Genomic DNA, 17,157 nt, shown 5'->3' on the forward strand with positions numbered 1-17,157 from the left:
GTCCGTTAGCGCGGCTAGCTCCGGCGCTCAACTAAGCGCAAGAAAGAATAAGCTAAACGTGAATGCTGTATCAATACAGCGAATAAAGAATGTACTCCATGAGGAAAATAAGAAAAACCATTGTGGAGGATATGACATGTATAGTACAGCAAAATGGAGCTTGTTCGCCATCAGTATGATGATGCTGGTGAGCTGCAGCAGCAACACGGCATCCAATCAAACACCTAACGAAACACCTAAGATCAAACAAGCTCCACAAATACACCAAATGAGCACGGAAGAAGGCCACATTCCGGTGGTCCGCCAGCAAGGAAGACAATTCGTGGATGCTCAGAAGCTGGTGAAGCTCCTCGGCTATCGTATGATCAAGAAAGATGGTGCTTACCTTATTGGAGATACAGGTGCAGAGTACAGCTTTAAACTCAATGAACAGAAGGCTTTGCGGCAAGGAAAGCCCATGAAGTTAAGCCAAGCACCAACGGCTATTGATGGGCAGCCTTACTTGCCGCTGGCAGCTGTAGAAGAGCTGTTCGGGCAGGACATGTCCTTTCATTTCGCGGACGGACAGATGCGGGCAAAGCCAATTGGTGAAGACGGGAATGCAGATAATAATAGCAAAGGCCAGCACGACAACATGAATGGCTTCGCCGATGATCCGATGGCTTCCAGCTTTAAGAAGATGGACAGCAGCCATGGCGGCAAGTCACTAAACGGCAGGCTGCAAGCCCAATCACAAAATAATGTTGATGTTGATCAGCTGCTGAACACCGCCAGCAAATATCTGGGGGTCAGGTATGTTTTCGGTTCAACCTATCCGGAAGACAAGGCCTTTGACTGCTCGTCTTTTACCCAATATGTGTTTGAACAGCACGGCGTGGATCTCCCGCGGACAGCACGGGCCCAAGGTGAGGTAGGAACGACGGTGAGCAGAAAAGCTTTGCAAAAAGGGGATCTGCTGTTCTTCAAAGTCCCGAGCCGCTTCAAATCACAGAATATCCCGGGACATGTCGGAATTTACATCGGGGACGGGAAGATGATCCACGCTTTGGACGAGCCGGAAGACGGCGTTCAGTACCGGAGCATCGACATCCCATTCTGGGAGGAGAACTTCCTGTGGGCGAAACGGGTGGTCCATTAAATTTTGCCGCTTCTCCAGAATCACTTGTCACCTCCGCTGTAGAATGGGTAGCGTCTTAACTTCATTCTATATGGGTCTGATGAGAAAGACCGCCGCTTGATCGATGGTGATGAATCACTTCCCATCGATCAAGCGGCGGTCTCTTTAGTGTGTTTTGTTTATTCCGATGTGATCACTATTTTCGTTGCTGTACCTTGGGCTGGATAAGAGTGATTCATGTTCCCGGTGGTCCATACATCAACTTGATCACCTACTGCGTAGTCCGTCTCTTTGCTACCACTAGGCAGCCCCAGCCATACTGCATCTGGAGAAGCTTTTTCCAAAATTTCTTCCATGCTTAGTGTTTTTATATCCTCTTTCACAATGGAACCTCCGGCAACCAGGATTTTATCCTTTGAAATATCAATGATATATCCGCGAAACTCGGGAACAGCCTTTTCTTCAGAGTCTCCTGGATTTGCACAGCCTGCACAAATGAGAATTAATCCAGAGATGATAATTTTGATTATTCGCATCATAATGTCCCTCCCTATTGTACAAACGGTTAAGGAACAGGATAAGTTGCGAAGCGTCTCACGGCTGGAGCCCATGGGACCGCTTAAACTGCTCGGGCGTAACACCCTCCAGCTTTTTGAACACCGTGCAAAAATAACTTCCATGCTCAAACCCCGACTGCCGGGCAATCTCGTGAATTTTTAATCCGGGCTCCTGGAAGATCAGCTGCTTGCTGCGATTAATGCGCTCCCGGTTCACGTATTCCATGGGCCTCAGGTTCATGGTGGATTTGAACAGTGAGCATAAATACTGTGGTGTAATACCGGCCTGCTCGGCCAGCTGCTGGATCGTCAGTGCGCGGTGGCAATGCTCACGAATGTAATTCAAGACAGGCTGCAGCCGCTGTACATGCAGATGGACTTGATGACGGTTTGTACTGATGACCTTATCCAGGTCCAGCAGCAGGGAGTACAGCAGCTTGGAAGCACCAGCGGCATCAAACGGTCCCTCCTCATTGACGGAATCCAGTATCGGCATGAGGTCAGCATGTAATCCTTCCGGATCACTGACCGTATAAGCACCGGAGCGGTGAATGCCGGCCTGCTCCAGCAGCGGGGCGCAGAGGCTGCCTTCAAAAGCAATAAACAGCATTCCCCACGGTTCGATATCTGCTTCATAACGATGAGGAACGTTGGGAAACAGGCAGATAACTTGACCGGTTTTAACCGGATAGGAATGTCCGTCTGCATGAAGTGTACCTTCACCGGATAGCGGGAGCAGCAGCTGATAGGAGGCGAAGCCTTCCGGACGCTGGACGGGATCCTGATTACCCCACTGCCCTGCGCTGGTCAGGTAAAGCGGAAGATGCCGGTCCCGCTCAGTCACCAATGTGAAAAATACAAAATCCATAATCTCACATCTACTTTCATATTTTTTAATGGTAATGAAAATTGTTAAATAGAAAAGGAATATTCCTGTGTTTATAATGTGAATATAATTATATTATAGCAGGGAGTGGACGATGTTGAGCAAATCGTTACTGACAAAACAAAAGCTGAAATATACACCGCCGGGAAATGGATACCCGGAGTGGAATAATAATCCGGAGATTTTTCAAATCAATCGCTTGGAAGCGCATACGGCTTTTGCCGGCTATGCCACACTGGAAGAAGCTTTGGCAGGCAAGGTTGATGCTGCAGCAAGCCGCCAATCATTAAATGGAATGTGGAAGTTTGCCTGGGCCGAGAATCCGGCCAGCCGCATTCAAGGCTTTGAGAAGCTGGACTATGACTGCAGTTCCTGGCATGAGATTCCGGTTCCGTCGCACTGGCAGCTTCAGGGTTATGATTATCCGCAGTATACGAATGTACGCTATCCGTGGATTGAGCAGGAGGACCTCAAAGCACCTTTTGCGCCGACAAAATACAATCCGGTCGGTTCCTATGTAACAACCTTTACGGTACCGCAGGAATGGGAGGGTCAGCCGGTCTTTATCAGCTTCCAGGGTGTGGAATCAGCTTTTTACATTTGGCTGAACGGAGAATTGGTCGGGTATAGCGAGGATTCCTTTACACCTTCGGAATTTGATTTAACGCCATACCTTGCTCAGGGTGAGAATAAGCTGGCGGTTGAGGTTTACCGCTGGAGTGATGCCAGCTGGCTGGAGGATCAGGATTTCTGGCGGATGAGCGGGATTTTCCGGGAAGTCTTCCTGTATACCGCGCCGGATGTGCATGTTTATGATTTTCGGGTCGATGCCACTCTGGATGACTCGTTTGAGCATGGTAACCTGCAGGTTCAGGCAAAGGTTCATAATTATCATGAACAGGAAGTGAGCGGCGTAACGCTGAACGTGCAGCTGTATGACTGCGAAGGAAACCCGGTATGGGAACAAGCAGGCAGCATCAGCGCATCAGGTGGTGCCTGGAGCCAGCAGCTGCTGGAATATGAGGCACAGGTGCCTTCACCGAAGAAGTGGAGCGCCGAATCGCCATCACTGTATACCCTTGTCCTGCATCTGGTCGATAGCAAAGGCAAAACGCTTCAGTATGTGAGCAGCAGAGCCGGCTTCCGCCGATTTGAAATTGACGGCAACCTGATGAAAATCAACGGTGAAACCATTGAGTTCAAGGGCGTGAACCGCCATGAGTTTTCCCATGACAAAGGCAGAGCGATTGGGTATGAGGAAATGCTGACCGATGTGAAGCTGATGAAAGCATATAACATCAACGCGGTGCGGACATCTCACTATCCGAATCATCCGGCCTGGTACGATCTGTGCGATGAATACGGCTTGTATGTGATTGACGAAGTCAACCTGGAAACACACGGAGCCTGGACATATGGTCAAAAGGAACTTGGCGATACCGTGCCGGGCAGCAGGCCGGAGTGGCGGGAAAATGTACTGGACCGCAGCAAGTCCATGTTCGAGCGGGATAAAAACCATCCGTCCATCGTCATCTGGTCGCTTGGAAACGAATCGTTCGGCGGAGATAATTTCCTGCACATGTACGATTACTTTAAACAGGAAGATTCATCGCGTCCGGTACACTATGAAGGCGTCTTCCATTACCGTCCGAGCGATGCCGCATCTGACATTGAGAGCCATATGTACTCCCATGTGCGGGTCGTTGAAGACTATGCCAAGAATGATCCGAAGAAACCGTTTATCCTGTGTGAATACAGTCATGCCATGGGCAATTCCTGCGGCGGATTAAGCACCTACTGGGATCTGTTTGACAAGTATCCGGTGCTCCAGGGCGGATTTATCTGGGACTGGGTGGATCAGTCGATCCTGACTAAGACGGAAGACGGGACTGAGTATCTGGCCTACGGCGGCGATTTTGGTGAGTCCCCGCATGACGGAACGTTCTGTGGTAATGGATTGATCTTTGCTGATCGCAGCGTGTCTCCTAAAATTTTCGAGGTGAAAAAATGCTACCAAAGCGTCCGCTTTGCATCCGAGGATCTGGAATCCGGCATCATTTCGATCAGCAACCGGTACTTGTTCACCGATCTTGCAGCCTTTGATTTTGTTTGGTCCGTGGCGTTAGACGGTACTGTAGTAAAAGAAGGAACGAAAAAGGTGCCTGCTGCACCAGGTTCGACTGTGACCGTTGATCTGGGTGAAGCGGTGAAGGCTGCATCTGAAGCAGGTGAGGGCGAAGCTGTGCTTACGGTGAGCTATCTGCTGAAAGAAGGTAATGCGTGGGCAGATGCCGGGCACGAAGTAGCCTTTGAGCAGTTTGTGCTGCCAGTGGCCATCAAGCCATCGGTGCGCCGTTTGGAGCCGGCAGGTACAGTCAAGGTATCCGAGCAGAAGGACGGATTGACCGTTGAAGGAGAAGGATTCGCACTCCGTTTTGATCTGGAAACCGGTGAAATGGTCTCTTATCTGGCCGGTGACCGCGAGCTGATTCAGCAGGCGCCTGTGCCGAACTTCTGGCGTGCCCTGATTGATAACGACAGAGGCAACAAGCTGGAAGAACGCAGCAGCATTTGGCGTACAGCCAGCATTGAGCGCAAGCTGCAGGAGCTGACCTACCTGGCCGGCGAGCGCGAAGTGACGGTAAGAGCTCAGTATGTCCTGCCGACGGTACCTGTATCAATCTGCACCATGGTATATCGCGTGAGCGGTGATGGTCAGGTTGAAGTGAACCTGCAGCTGACGCCTGGAGAAGGCCTGCCGGAGATCCCTGAAGTGGGCGTGATGTTTGCGATGGCTGGAGATTTTGATCAGCTGGAATGGTACGGCAAGGGGCCGTTCGAGAACTATTCGGACCGCAACACTGGCGCCAAGCTGGGTCTTTATAGTGGTCTTGTGGGCGAGCAGTGGGTACCATATCTGCGTCCGCAGGAATGCGGAAGTAAGACGGAGGTTCGCCGTGCGAAGGTGACGGACGGACAGGGTGCCGGCCTTGCTGTCGAAGGCGCATCCAAGTTTGAGTTCAGTGCACTGCCGTATACGCCGCTGGAAGTTGAAGGCAGCGACCACGCTTACAAGCTGCCGGTATCAGACAAAACCGTTGTGCGCATCATGAGCAAACAGATGGGCGTCGGCGGCGATGACAGCTGGGGTGCACGTCAGCATCCAGAGCATATCCTGTATGCGAACCGCGGCTACAGCGTGACCTTCACGCTGCAGGGGCTGGCCGGGAAGTAAGCACGAGCTGCAGCTCGTGCACGAGGTAAAACAGGCTGCACAGGGGGAAGTCCCTGTGCAGCCTGTTTTTTAGTGCAGGCTTTTGCCCCGGTGAGCAGAGAGTATGGAGTCGACGAAAGCGGGGCCGCTTCTCTTTTCTCGGGAAAAGGGTATGCGTCAGGCCCATACTTCGTATATATTGGGAATGCATCAATAATACGGCAAGAAGGAAAGGTTTCTTCATCATGAGCATATGGGTACGGGAGAAAAAGTTCTATACAACCTTTCTGTGGCTGACGCTGATCATCGGCCTGCAGAATCTGATATCACTCGGGGTTAATCTGTCTGACAATGTCATGCTGGGCGGGTACAGTCAAACCGCGCTGTCGGGAGCGGCCTTGGCTAACCAGATTCAATTTTTACTGCACATGATGGTGATGGGCGCTTGCGAGGGGCTGGTTATCTTAGGAGCCCGCTTCTGGGGAGGCAAAAAGCTGGAAGGACTCCGCAAGGCAGCTGGCGTTGGCATGGTGCTGGCTTTGGGGCTGAGTATCACGCTGGGAGCTGTTGTGTTTGTATTTCCGCATGAGGTGCTGTCCCTGTTTACAGACGATGCTGCAGTCATTGCTGAAGGTGCACAGTATCTGGTCATTATTTGCTGGTCGTACGTTTTTTTTGCGGTAACAAACACCATACTTGCGCTGTTAAGGAGTGTAGAGACGGTCCGCATCGGCTTTCTCGTTTCTTTATCGACTTTGTGCATTAACGTGCTGCTGAACTATGCGTTGATATACGGCAACCTCGGGTTTCCGGAGCTGGGGATTTCGGGGTCGGCTTATGCCACACTGACGGCGAGAGTGGTCGAGTGCGGGATCGTCATCTGGTATCTGGTAAAATACGACCGTAAAACCGGTATGAAGCTCTCAGGCTTCTTCACCATCGACAAACCGATGTTCAGGCAGTATCTTGCCATTGGGTATCCCATCCTCCTGTCAAACAGCATATGGGGACTCGCGATGGCTGCTCAAACGGCGGTTTTGGGACATATGGGTGAAGCCGCTATTGCCGCAAACAGTATAGCGAACACCATTTTTCAGCTGGTTACGGTTATTATTTATGCTTCAGCCAGCGCTACGGCTGTATGCATTGGCAAGACGATCGGAGAAGGGGGACCCGGCAAGGTAAAAGCCTATGCGAAGACCCTTCAGATGCTGTACCTTCTGCTGGGCCTGCTCACCGGGTTGCTGCTGTTTATGATCAAAGATTTCGTTATCGAATGGTACTCCATATCCGGGGAAGCACGGAGTCTTGCGCTGCAGTTCATGACGATTCTGTCGATCACTGTGATCGGCACCGCTTACCAGATGCCGGCACTGACAGGGATTGTCCGCAGCGGCGGGGATACGAAGTTTGTGCTGTATAATGATTTTATTTTTATGTGGCTTGTGGTACTCCCAGCATCGGCCCTGGGTGCATTTGTGTTTGAACTTTCTCCGGCAGCGGTTTTTATCTGTCTGAAGTCAGATCAAATTCTGAAATGCTTCGTGGCTGTCGTCAAGGTCAACCGGTTCCGGTGGATCCGTGCTTTTGAGTCCTGATCTGGAGTGTGAGTGTCTTTAATTGCTTCCATCCAAAATCCCCAAATCCTGCGCTTTAATCAGCGCCTGGGTACGGGTGGAAACCTCAAGCTTGTCGTACAGCCGTGAGAGATATACCCGGATCGTGCCCGGGGAAAGGGACAGACTGGCAGCCATCTCCTTGTTGGAGGCACCCTGCCGGATCTGGTTCAGCAGATCGAGCTCTGTTCGGCTCAAGGCTTCCGGCAGGAGCGAAGATGTCAATTCTGCGGCAGCAGCCGTTCCAGCCGTTCCCGCTTCAGTGAATTCTGCAAACTGTCTGCCCAGCATTTGAACATAGTCCAGCAGATTCCCTTCTGCTTCAAGATCATTCTGGTCTTCCAGGCGCTCAGCATACAGGCTCAGCAGCTGCTTCATCTCGGGTCCTTCATCCAGAAAGCTTCGGACATATCCATTTTGACTTCCCAGGGCCAAGGCCTCAGAAAGAAAATCCATTCCCCGCGCAGCCTGCCCCCTCTGAGTTTCCAGCAGCGCCTGCAGAATAGAGATTTCCACGAGACTGGCAATCTGCTGCTCCCGAGCGGCCTGAGGTTTTAACAGCTCCAGCAGCTGTAGGGCTTCAGGCTCTTTGCGCTGTCTCCTCAGCAGACGGACAAGGGTTAGAATCTGGAATTCCCGGCTGTAAACAGGTTTATCCTTGGGCCGGATGCCTAAGGCCGCCACCTCTTTTCTGGCTTGCGGTATATTTCGCTCCTGCAGGAAAAGCCTGGCCCGAAATGCACGGAGCTCCAGCACCCATGTATGTTCCTTTCGTGCCAATGCAGATTGCTGAGCTTCGTCCACAATATGATGGGCCACCGTGTACTGCCCTTCCGCTGCAGCCAGCCGGGCTTCGGTAATCCGAAGAGGGACCAGCAGTCCCAGGGTATCCACGCTGCTCCTGGATTGTGCAATTTCTCCAGCGAGACGCCTGCTGTCCTCCAGCCGGTTCCACTCATAATATCCCTCGCACAGGGACTGCTTGACATAAAGATGGATCAGCGAATCTTCCCACCCATGTGCAGCGAGTACGCCGGTGAACATGAGCCCGATCTTTTCGGTATCACGGGAGAGGACACCGTTCAAGCCCATTGAGGTACGCCGGACCAGCGGATCGCGAAGGTTGTAGTCGAAGTGGAAATATACCGGATTGTCCGGGATGATGTTATCTAGAATACCTTGGCTGAATTCAAACCATTTCTCGAAATCTCCATTTCGAAATACCAGGTTGGAACGTACAAACAGCATGCTGCTTTGCAGCTGGTTCCGCCGTTCCGAAGGAGGCATCCCGGCACATACCTGTTCCAGATCCGTGAGCATCTGTTCCGCCTGCTTCATTTCACCCGTCAAAACAAGAACAAAGGCAAGGAACAAGGACAGCTCATGGGACAGCGTATGGCGAGAAGAGATATGGTCCAGCCACTTGCGGAGTGTCGTCAGTTCTCCCCGGCGGAGAACATGTTGAAGATGAGACGACAGATAAGATTCGGCAAGCTCATATTCCTCCGCCTGAATGACGTGGTCCAGCGCCTCATCCATCCAGCCATTGTCCGCAAAATGCTGTCCTGCCAGAGCATGAAGTTTTTTATAGGCTGAAGGATCTTCGAGGAACAGACGGTGCTGCAAAAATTCTGCGAACAGATGATGATATCGGAACCATCGGTTCTGCTCATCCAGCGGAATCAGAAACAAATTCAGCCTTTGCAGCTCATTCAGCACAAGATGGCTGTTGTTCATTTCAGTGACAGCATCGCACGCACCGGAATCAAACCGGGAGAGGATGCATGTTTTTAGCAAGAAATGCTGTGTTTCCTCCGGGAGCTTGGACATCACTTCGCTCACAAGGTACTCTCCCACATGATAGTGATCCCCTCCAATGACGTGCATGAACACTTCATCAGGGCCTGAGCTTTGCAGAGACAGGGAGGCCAGCTGAAGTCCGGTAACCCATCCTTCGGTCTGCTTTGTCATTTCCCGAATCTGCTGATCCGATATGAACATCGAAGTGTAGCTGTAAACGGAACGGAGGTAATCGCGGGTCTCTTCTTCTGTAAATTTAAGCTGGTCTATTGAAATATTGGCAGCCTGCTCCTGAACTCTCCAGCGAATGGTAGAGAACGGCAGTTCAGTGCGGGACGAGAGCATGATGTGAATGTGGGGCGGCAAATAGTGTATCCAATAAGCCAGATCCTCGTGAATTTTAGGGTTATAAATGAGGTGAAGATCATCCAGAATGACATAGGTGTCGCTGGTCAGCCGGGACAGTTCGTAGAGCAGGGCATCCAGAAACATGCCCGAAGAGGTGCCGGGCAGCATGTCGGCAAGGGCCAGAAACCGGTTCTCCAGGCCACCGGACAGCGAAGTGCACAGGGAGTATACGATATAGCGCCAGAAACGAACGGGGTCATTGTCTCTGTCATCCAGCGTCAGCCAGGCGTGCACTTGCTGGTCATGTGTCGTACCGGATACCCATTGAGCCAGCAGGGTGGACTTGCCGTATCCGGCAGGCGCGGTGACGGAAGTGATTTTTCCCTTGCTCCCCAACGTAATCTGTTCCATTAACTGCTGCCTGTATATGAAGTTGTCTTTTAGAACAGGCCGTGAAATTTTCGCCTGTATCATCGGTATGTTATTTGACATGATCATCGTTCCTCGCCGTTAGTGACGTCATATGTCGAACTATTTTGATTATAGGGGAAAAAAGGGAAAAAGTTAACGTTTGTCAATGTTCCTGCCCGTATTCCTTTGATAGCATAGGTTCTAAATCAGGAAGGAAAGGTTCTATTCTGGGCAGGAGGGATCAAGGTTGAAGAGGTTAGGCAGGGTTTTGCTGAGTGTATGTCTGCTGCTGGGAGCGCTGAGCGGCTGGACAGGAGAGAAGGCGGTTTTTGGAAATTCAGGGGCTTCTCCGGTAGATCCTAAGCTGAGTGCTGGGTTTTACCATGCCGTTTCGCTGGTCAGCAGTGGTGAAGTGTATTCATGGGGACAAAATACGAAAGGCCAATTAGGCAATGAATCGACGGTTTCAAGGAGCGGTCCGGTAAGAACGAAAGGTCTCACGGATGTCATTGAGATCGCCACCGGAGCCCGGAGTTCTATGGCGCTGAAAAGAGACGGCACAGTATGGAGCTGGGGCGCGAACGAGCAAGGAGAGCTTGGCATTGGCACCGAAGTCAATGTAAATGTTCCGGTCCAAGTGCAGGGACTTCCTGCCATCCGGGCTATTGCCGGAAGTGTCGGGTATCATATGCTGGCTCTGGATGAAGAAGGTGAAGTGTGGGGCTGGGGCAGGAATGATGATGGTGAGGTCGGGGATGGTACCTTGGTCAAGAGAACATCCCCTGTGAAGGTGCAGGGTTTGAGCGGCGTAGTTCAGATTGCTGCCGGAGAGTACAACAGTCTTGCTCTGAAAAGTGATGGGACGGTCTGGGCTTGGGGACATAACGGGTATGGCGAATTGGGAGACGGTACTCGAACAAACCGATCCCTTGCTGTGCAGGTGAACGGCCTGAATGACGTGAAGTCCATCTCGGCAGGGACTTTTTTCAGTCTCGCCCTAAAGAACGACGGTACAGTCTGGGCTTGGGGGCGCAATATCTATGGCACGCTGGGTGACGGAAGCAGAAGTGACCGGTCTCTGCCTGTGCAGGTGCAGAATTTACAGGATATTACGAAAATAAGTGCAGGAGCACATCACAGTCTGGCCCTGGATGCCGATGGTAATGTGTGGGGCTGGGGCGCTAACAATCACGGACAATTGGGGCAGGGAAATGAACTTTCTACCACAGTGCCTCTTCAAGCTGCAGGCATTGACAGTGTGATTGACATTGCAGCAGGCGGGTATTTCAGTTTAGCGCTGAAGGACAGCGGCATTTTATGGGCCTGGGGATATGGGAGAGGCGGTGAGATGGCGGATAATACGGCGAACAGCCGCAACCTGCCCGCTGTCACCAAGGCAGTGCTGGACACTACGGCACCGGTGCCAAGTGTCAGCCAGTTAAATGTGGTGGAAACAGAGCCCGGTACCGTAGAGGTGAATTGGGATGCCGCTAACGATAACCTGACAGCCACGGACCAGCTGGAGTACATGCTGTACGTCTCAACCAGTGCGGTGATCGATACCGTGGCACGCATAGAACGGCATGGAGCCCCGCTGGGCAGTTATGCACCAGCTTCATTGCAGCAGATGGTATATGGCCTGGAGCCGGGCAAAACCTATTACTTCAATGTCATTGTGAGGGACAGAGCCGGATATAAGGCGGCATATACGGTAAAGCCTTTTGCCGCGGCCAAACCTAAACTCTATACCGTAACCTATGACGGAAATGAAAGCACGGCAGGGAGTGTGCCGACAGATAACGGCATTTATGCAGAAGGTGATGTTGTGACGGTGTCCGGCAACACCGGGGGATTGTCACGAGACGGATATGAGTTTATAGGGTGGAACACAGCAGCGGACGGAACGGGGAATGCTTACACCCCGGGAGACAAGCTTCTGATCTCGGATCATCATGTTACGCTGTATGCCGTCTGGAGAGTTCCTTCGGTCGATCCGCCGGACCCAGACCCTGCAGTAGAGGTTTTCCTGGAGCAGCTGGATCTGGAATCCTCAGCAGGAACGGTTGATTTGACGCCAGCCTTTTCCAGCTCAGTGCATGAGTATACGGCAAGCCTGAGACATGATAGTGATCATGTGTCGGTGACCGCGGATGTTTACGACAGCAGGACAGTGGTCACCGCCGGTGTTTATGGACAGGACGGGGAAGTGATGTCCGGGCCTGTGATGCTGCTCTCAGGTGTTAAGAGTCCCGCGCTCCCGATACCTTCAGGGACCAGCAGTATCAAAGTAGAGGTTTCAGCGGCGTCAGGTGAGAAGTTGGTATACATGGTTACTGTAATAAGGGAGGCTGAGCCTGGCAGCGAGGTTCCAGGAGACGGCGAGGGCGACGGTGTTGGTGACGGAGGCGGCGATAATGACGGAGACGGCTCTGGAGATGATGAAGGTTCCCCGTCTCCACCTGAAACTCCGTCACCGGGCAGCGGAGGTGTTCCGGTGTCAGGTGGATCAGGTTCTCCGGTTCCGGGCGATTCTACAATCCTCCCAGAGCAGTTAAAGATCGTATCGCTTGTGAACGACCAGGCGCTGTCAGGCATCGTCACCGGAACGGTGAAGCAGGAGAACAACAGGACAGCTGCAAGTCTGATCCTCGATGGTACCCGCCTTGCTCAAGCAATGGCAGCGAATACGGGAAATGCTGACGTATTTATTAACGTTCCAGGAAAAATGGACGAGATCACGCTGGATCTGGACAACTCAGCATTGGAACTGCTGCACAGCCGTAAAGGTATCATCAAGCTTTATACAGAGATTGGCCAGTTGACATTACCTGTGCATGAGATCCCGTCTCCGGCAGCTGCAGGTTTATTATTGAAGAGTGTGTCGCCACCTTCTGTGAATCAGGTGCAGGAGAATGCGGCGAGCATTCAATTGTCGGTGGTTGGCGAGGAAGATCAAGCGAACATTTCTCAAGAGGCGATGGCGCAGGGATACCGGCTGCTCGGCGTGCCGGTAGAGTTGGCCGTATGGGTTTCATCGGGTGATGGGTTGGAATCTGTAGCGAACTTTAGCCGGATGGTAGAATTGAGAATCCCGAGACCGGAAGAAACAGGTGGAGGCCGGATCACAACAGCTGCTGCATGGAAGGCGGGGAAAGAACTAAGGCATGTTCCGGCAAACATGAAGCCGCAGGATGGTGAAGTACTCCCAGAGGTGGTGCTGAGCACACTGGCACCCGGTACATTTGTGCTGCTTCAGGAGATCTCCTCTCCCGTCTTCAGGGATCTTCGCGGACACTGGTCTGAGCCTGCGGTAAAGAGCCTGGCATCCAAAATGATTGTTCAGGGTTATGACGGCCATCTTTCAGTAAATTATGCACCAGACGCACCAGTTACACGCGCTGAACTGCTCGCAATTATGGTTCGAGCTTTTGGTCTGAAGTCAGACCCATCCAGTGATACCGGGCTTAAGGCTTCTCCGTTTACAGATGTGAAGGCCAGTGATTGGTTTTATGATGCTGCAGGTGCTGCTTATGAGTATGGTATCGTTCAGGGATATAGGGATGCAGCATTTAGGCCGTTAAGCCCCATCACTCGCCAGGAAGCGATGGTCTTGATGATGAGGCTGTCTGAAACAGCAGGGGGCGGGCTTATGCTCAGTCAGGACCAGGTAGTGTTGACGGGGTATACAGACAAGAATGCTCTTTCTCCTTGGGCAGAGCGGGCTGCGACATTATTGATTCAACATGGCGTGATCCAGGGCTCAAGTCAGCAGCTTCGTCCGGCAGGCATCTTGACCCGGGCGGAAGCTGCGGTCATGACAGAAAGGCTGCTGGTCAAGACCGGACTTATCGAATCCAGGTCCTTCTGACAGGGTGCCCACCAGAGAGGGCATGCTGCTGTAAATATAAACACATGGGGCCGCCTCATTAAGATCTTAGATCTTTGTGAGGCGGCCCCGTTTTGCTGACTAGGTGACGTTGTAGCTGCGAATCAATTCGAGTTACTCTAGCGAAGATGAATAATACAAAGCCGTAATGTGCACCTAACGCGATTCAACCCATTCGTCATGCATTTGTGCACCATGTATGTGGAACACCGCATACATTTCGGCGCGCGAGCAGGGTTTGTGCACTCTACAGCATATTTCTCCGCTGAAAAGCAATTAAAGCATTGTATAGCTGCAGTCTTCGGATCGGCTTAAAAGTCATGAAGCTGAATTGTGACTGCTGTTCATCGTCCAGCCGGGTTCCAATGGGAGCAAGCAGGGAGACAGGAACCCCTTCCTTCTGGAAAAGCATTGAATCCTCTCCATGAAGAAGACTCCGGTCCAGGAGGATGAGGTCGTATGGTTCCGGGGATGACAGTGCCGTTTGCGCCTCCATGCCGTTCTGGACAAACGTACTCTGGATTCCCCAGCAAGTGAGCAGCTGGCCCAAAATGTGACCGCTGGTTTCGTTATCATCTGCGATAAGAACGCGCATCGGTTCAAAAATATCGGGATCGAGATCATGCAGCAAGTTTTCGTAACCCTTATAACGCTTGAAATAAAGAGTCAGCTCAATAGTCGTTCCATGGCCGGGTTGGCTCTTTACGTTGAGTTTTCCGTCCATCAGCTGAATCAGCTTATTCGCAATGGCAAGTCCCAGTCCTGTGCCTCCGTAATGATGGTTTTGATCTTTACGGTGAAGCTGCTGATATCGCTGGAACATTCCATTCAGCTTATCAGGCTCAATCCCTACGCCAGTATCCCGGATCGAAATGTGAAGACATTCCGTATCTTCCGGGGCGCCGCCCTCTATAGAAGACAGCGTAACTACAATTTCGCCTTCATGGGTGAATTTAAGCGCATTGCTCAGAAAATTAAGCAAAATCTGCCGGACTTTAGAGGCATCGCCGAGTAAATAAGTGGGGACATTCTTGTCTACATCGAGCACAACTTCAATGTTACTGCTGAATGCTCTTGGAGAAATAACATACAGCAGATCCTCTGTCATGGAGACAATATCAAAAGGCTCCTCATCCAGCATTGCCTTTCCGGCTTCAAGTTTACTGTAGTCCAGTAAATTATTGGTTAAATCGAGCAGGGCTTCATTGCTGCTCTGCAGCAGCTGCAAATACTCCTCCTGCTCTTCTGTTAAATCTGTTGTTTGCAGCAGGTCTGTCATACCTATAGTTCCATTAATGGAGTTGCGGATTTCATGAGTCATCGTGGCCAGGAAATCCGATTTGCTCTGAGTAAAGTCATTGGCTTCATGCGCTTCCGCCTGAAGGATCTCGACTTGCTCCTCGGCCAGCTGCATGTCTTTCTCTAGGTTACGGCTCCGGTTCATCTGGCGGCTTACCGTCCGATCCAGCTCAATAACATAAGACAAAAATACAGACATGGCTGAGAGTATTTTCAAATCCTGATCAGAGACCGGGACTTCATGGTGTTGAAACATACACAGCGTGCCGAAAGCATCTCCATTATGGTAGGAAATCGGAACACCTGCGAAGCCGAAATCTCCAACTGAAGGGTTAGAGTCCATGTTCCTGGCGGCCGGGTTCTCAGATAAATGATGAATCACCAGCGGGTCCTGCAGGGAAGGTTTGACAAGACTGGAGAAGGACTGTTCGTAAGGCAGGCATGACCCTTCCCGAGCCAAAGTTTTATCACGATTAAACGATTTGACGATCTGGCTTGTTATTCCGTCGTTCGTTGCAATGAATATGGAATCTGCCCGGGTTAAACCGGCCAGTAGTTCAATAATATAAGCGGCAGCATCATCAAAACTGCGGAAATATCCAGATCTGTTTCTGGTCATTGTTCACCTCTCACATGCACGATTAAAACCATTATTAATTATACCTTATGCCGGGTTTCTTGTATAATAATTTGGCAGACGCCTGATAAATATGTGGAATTGTGCAAATAAAAGGCATAATCGACAGATTGCTTTTTTAAAAAACCGAACAATAAAGCGAATGTTGCGTCTTAATGTTCCTTGATTATGTAAATTCACGATGATTTCCTACAAAAAAAGACAGATATGTTCACGAAAAAGCTAAAATTTAGCTTTGACAACTGTTTCTTTATCCCATAGGATTATAGGTATAAAGAAGCAAGCATACTCGAGGAGGTTAATGGCAGGAATGAAAAAGACTTGGTCGACTCTACTAACAATGGTGCTGGTGGTTGGTTTGCTGGCAGGCTGCGGCGATAAACCGGCAGACGACACGAACACAGCATCTGACAATAACAATGGTTCCGGTGAGAAAAAACGCATTGCACTGGTGCTGCCGGAGAAGATCGGCGTCAATCCGTTTTTCGCGCTGATGGACGAGGGCTTGAAGAAAGCCGGTGAAGAGTTCGATGTGGAAGTCAAGACGATTGAATCCACGGATCCAGCTTCTATTGAAACGAATCTGCGTACAGCAGTTGCCGAGAAATACGATCTCATTATTACGTCTACTTTCCAGATGGAAGATGCGCTGAAGAAGATCGCACCTGAGAATGAGGATGTACCATTTGCCATTATTGATACTGTGGTTGAAGGACCAAACATCCGCAGCGTCGTATTCCGGGAGCATGAAGCGGCTTATCTTCTGGGTGCTGCTGCCGGTCTGGCTACCCAAACCGGTAAAGTCGGCAATGTGGTCGCTGATGACATTCCGATTATGCACAAGTATATGACTGGCTTTGAAGAAGGTGCGAAGTCGGTTCGTCCGGACGTTGAAATCTTCGTAAACTATGTCGGCAGCTTTACTGATCCGGCGAAAGCGAAAGAGTTCGCGCTGCTGCAGCATTCGAAAGGCGCTGATTTTGTGGCAGGTATGTCTGCTGTTGGTGACCTTGGCGTGTTTGAAGCTGCGAAAGAAAAAGGCTTCTATGCTTCGGGACAAGATACAGACAATACAGGAACAGATCCGGAGCACATCGTACTGGCCCAGCTTAAAGGAACCGATGCGGTGGTATATGAAACGGTGAAGGACTTTACAGAAGGTAACTTCACGTTTGACGTCAAGGACTACGGTCTGAAAGAGGGCGGCGTAGGGCTCACTTATGTAACACATGAGAGTGAAACTCCGCTGAATGACTTCATCGGACAAGATGTGATTGATCAGCTTAAAGGAATCTCTGAAGATATCATTTCCGGCAAAATCAAGGTGACGAACGCATTGGAACAATAAAGGAGTCTTAACGAGACCGGCTGTCCATGGCAGTCGGT

General features: G+C 51.0%; 9 protein-coding genes. 5 read left to right on the plus strand and 4 right to left on the minus strand.

What is annotated here, in order from left to right; translation table 11 throughout:
• Positions 1-136: 136 nt before the first annotated feature.
• Entirely contained in the window at positions 137-1,138 is a 1,002-nt protein-coding gene (locus tag HII30_RS04685) for a C40 family peptidase (protein ID WP_169503844.1), read from the plus strand.
• Between the two features lie 158 nt (positions 1,139-1,296).
• Here HII30_RS04685 and HII30_RS04690 read toward each other — a convergent pair whose 3' ends face one another.
• Complete coding sequence (locus HII30_RS04690) at positions 1,297-1,656, minus strand: DUF3221 domain-containing protein (RefSeq protein WP_169503845.1); 360 nt, start codon at positions 1,654-1,656, stop codon at positions 1,297-1,299.
• 55 nt (positions 1,657-1,711) lie between these two features.
• Positions 1,712-2,542, minus strand: a complete 831-nt coding sequence (locus HII30_RS04695) for a helix-turn-helix transcriptional regulator (protein WP_169503846.1) — start codon at positions 2,540-2,542, stop codon at positions 1,712-1,714.
• Between the two features lie 115 nt (positions 2,543-2,657).
• Here HII30_RS04695 and lacZ point away from each other — a divergent pair, with 115 nt between their 5' ends.
• Positions 2,658-5,795, plus strand: a complete 3,138-nt coding sequence (gene lacZ / locus HII30_RS04700) for a beta-galactosidase, LacZ type (protein ID WP_246246105.1) — start codon at positions 2,658-2,660, stop codon at positions 5,793-5,795.
• A gap of 224 nt (positions 5,796-6,019) precedes the next feature.
• The gene (locus HII30_RS04705; RefSeq protein WP_169503848.1) at positions 6,020-7,372 is read left to right on the plus strand and encodes an MATE family efflux transporter; all 1,353 of its coding nucleotides are present in this window, start codon (positions 6,020-6,022) and stop codon (positions 7,370-7,372) included.
• Between the two features lie 18 nt (positions 7,373-7,390).
• Here the strand turns inward: HII30_RS04705 and HII30_RS04710 are convergent, their stop codons facing one another.
• Positions 7,391-10,030 carry a winged helix-turn-helix domain-containing protein gene (locus HII30_RS04710; protein ID WP_246246106.1) on the minus strand — a complete coding sequence of 880 codons (2,640 nt, stop codon included), beginning with the start codon at positions 10,028-10,030 and terminating at the stop codon, positions 7,391-7,393.
• 166 nt (positions 10,031-10,196) lie between these two features.
• On the opposite strand from HII30_RS04710, the gene HII30_RS04715 reads away from it, so the two are divergent.
• The gene (locus tag HII30_RS04715) at positions 10,197-13,817 is read left to right on the plus strand and encodes an RCC1 domain-containing protein (protein ID WP_169503850.1); all 3,621 of its coding nucleotides are present in this window, start codon (positions 10,197-10,199) and stop codon (positions 13,815-13,817) included.
• A 265-nt stretch (positions 13,818-14,082) separates the two neighbouring features.
• Here the strand turns inward: HII30_RS04715 and HII30_RS04720 are convergent, their stop codons facing one another.
• The gene (locus HII30_RS04720; protein ID WP_169503851.1) at positions 14,083-15,753 is read right to left on the minus strand and encodes an ATP-binding protein; all 1,671 of its coding nucleotides are present in this window, start codon (positions 15,751-15,753) and stop codon (positions 14,083-14,085) included.
• A 328-nt stretch (positions 15,754-16,081) separates the two neighbouring features.
• Between HII30_RS04720 and HII30_RS04725 the strand changes: the two genes are divergently transcribed.
• Positions 16,082-17,119: a BMP family protein gene (locus tag HII30_RS04725; RefSeq protein WP_169503852.1), complete on the plus strand. Its 1,038-nt coding sequence runs from the start codon at positions 16,082-16,084 to the stop codon at positions 17,117-17,119.
• The last annotated feature ends 38 nt before the right edge of the window (positions 17,120-17,157 follow it).

It is taken from the genome of Paenibacillus lemnae (assembly GCF_012933385.1).
GTDB lineage: Bacteria > Bacillota > Bacilli > Paenibacillales > Paenibacillaceae > Paenibacillus_AQ > Paenibacillus_AQ lemnae.

Bases quoted from the DNA above. Each gene is read 5' to 3' on its own strand.
- HII30_RS04720 (WP_169503851.1), bottom strand. From the start codon at position 15,753: ATGACCAGAAACAGATCTGGATATTTCCGCAGTTTTGATGATGCTGCC.
- HII30_RS04725 (WP_169503852.1), top strand. From the start codon at position 16,082: ATGAAAAAGACTTGGTCGACTCTACTAACAATGGTGCTGGTGGTTGGT.
- HII30_RS04705 (WP_169503848.1), top strand. From the start codon at position 6,020: ATGAGCATATGGGTACGGGAGAAAAAGTTCTATACAACCTTTCTGTGG.
- HII30_RS04690 (WP_169503845.1), bottom strand. From the start codon at position 1,656: ATGATGCGAATAATCAAAATTATCATCTCTGGATTAATTCTCATTTGT.
- HII30_RS04685 (WP_169503844.1), top strand. From the start codon at position 137: ATGTATAGTACAGCAAAATGGAGCTTGTTCGCCATCAGTATGATGATG.
- HII30_RS04710 (WP_246246106.1), bottom strand. From the start codon at position 10,030: ATGTCAAATAACATACCGATGATACAGGCGAAAATTTCACGGCCTGTT.
- HII30_RS04695 (WP_169503846.1), bottom strand. From the start codon at position 2,542: ATGGATTTTGTATTTTTCACATTGGTGACTGAGCGGGACCGGCATCTT.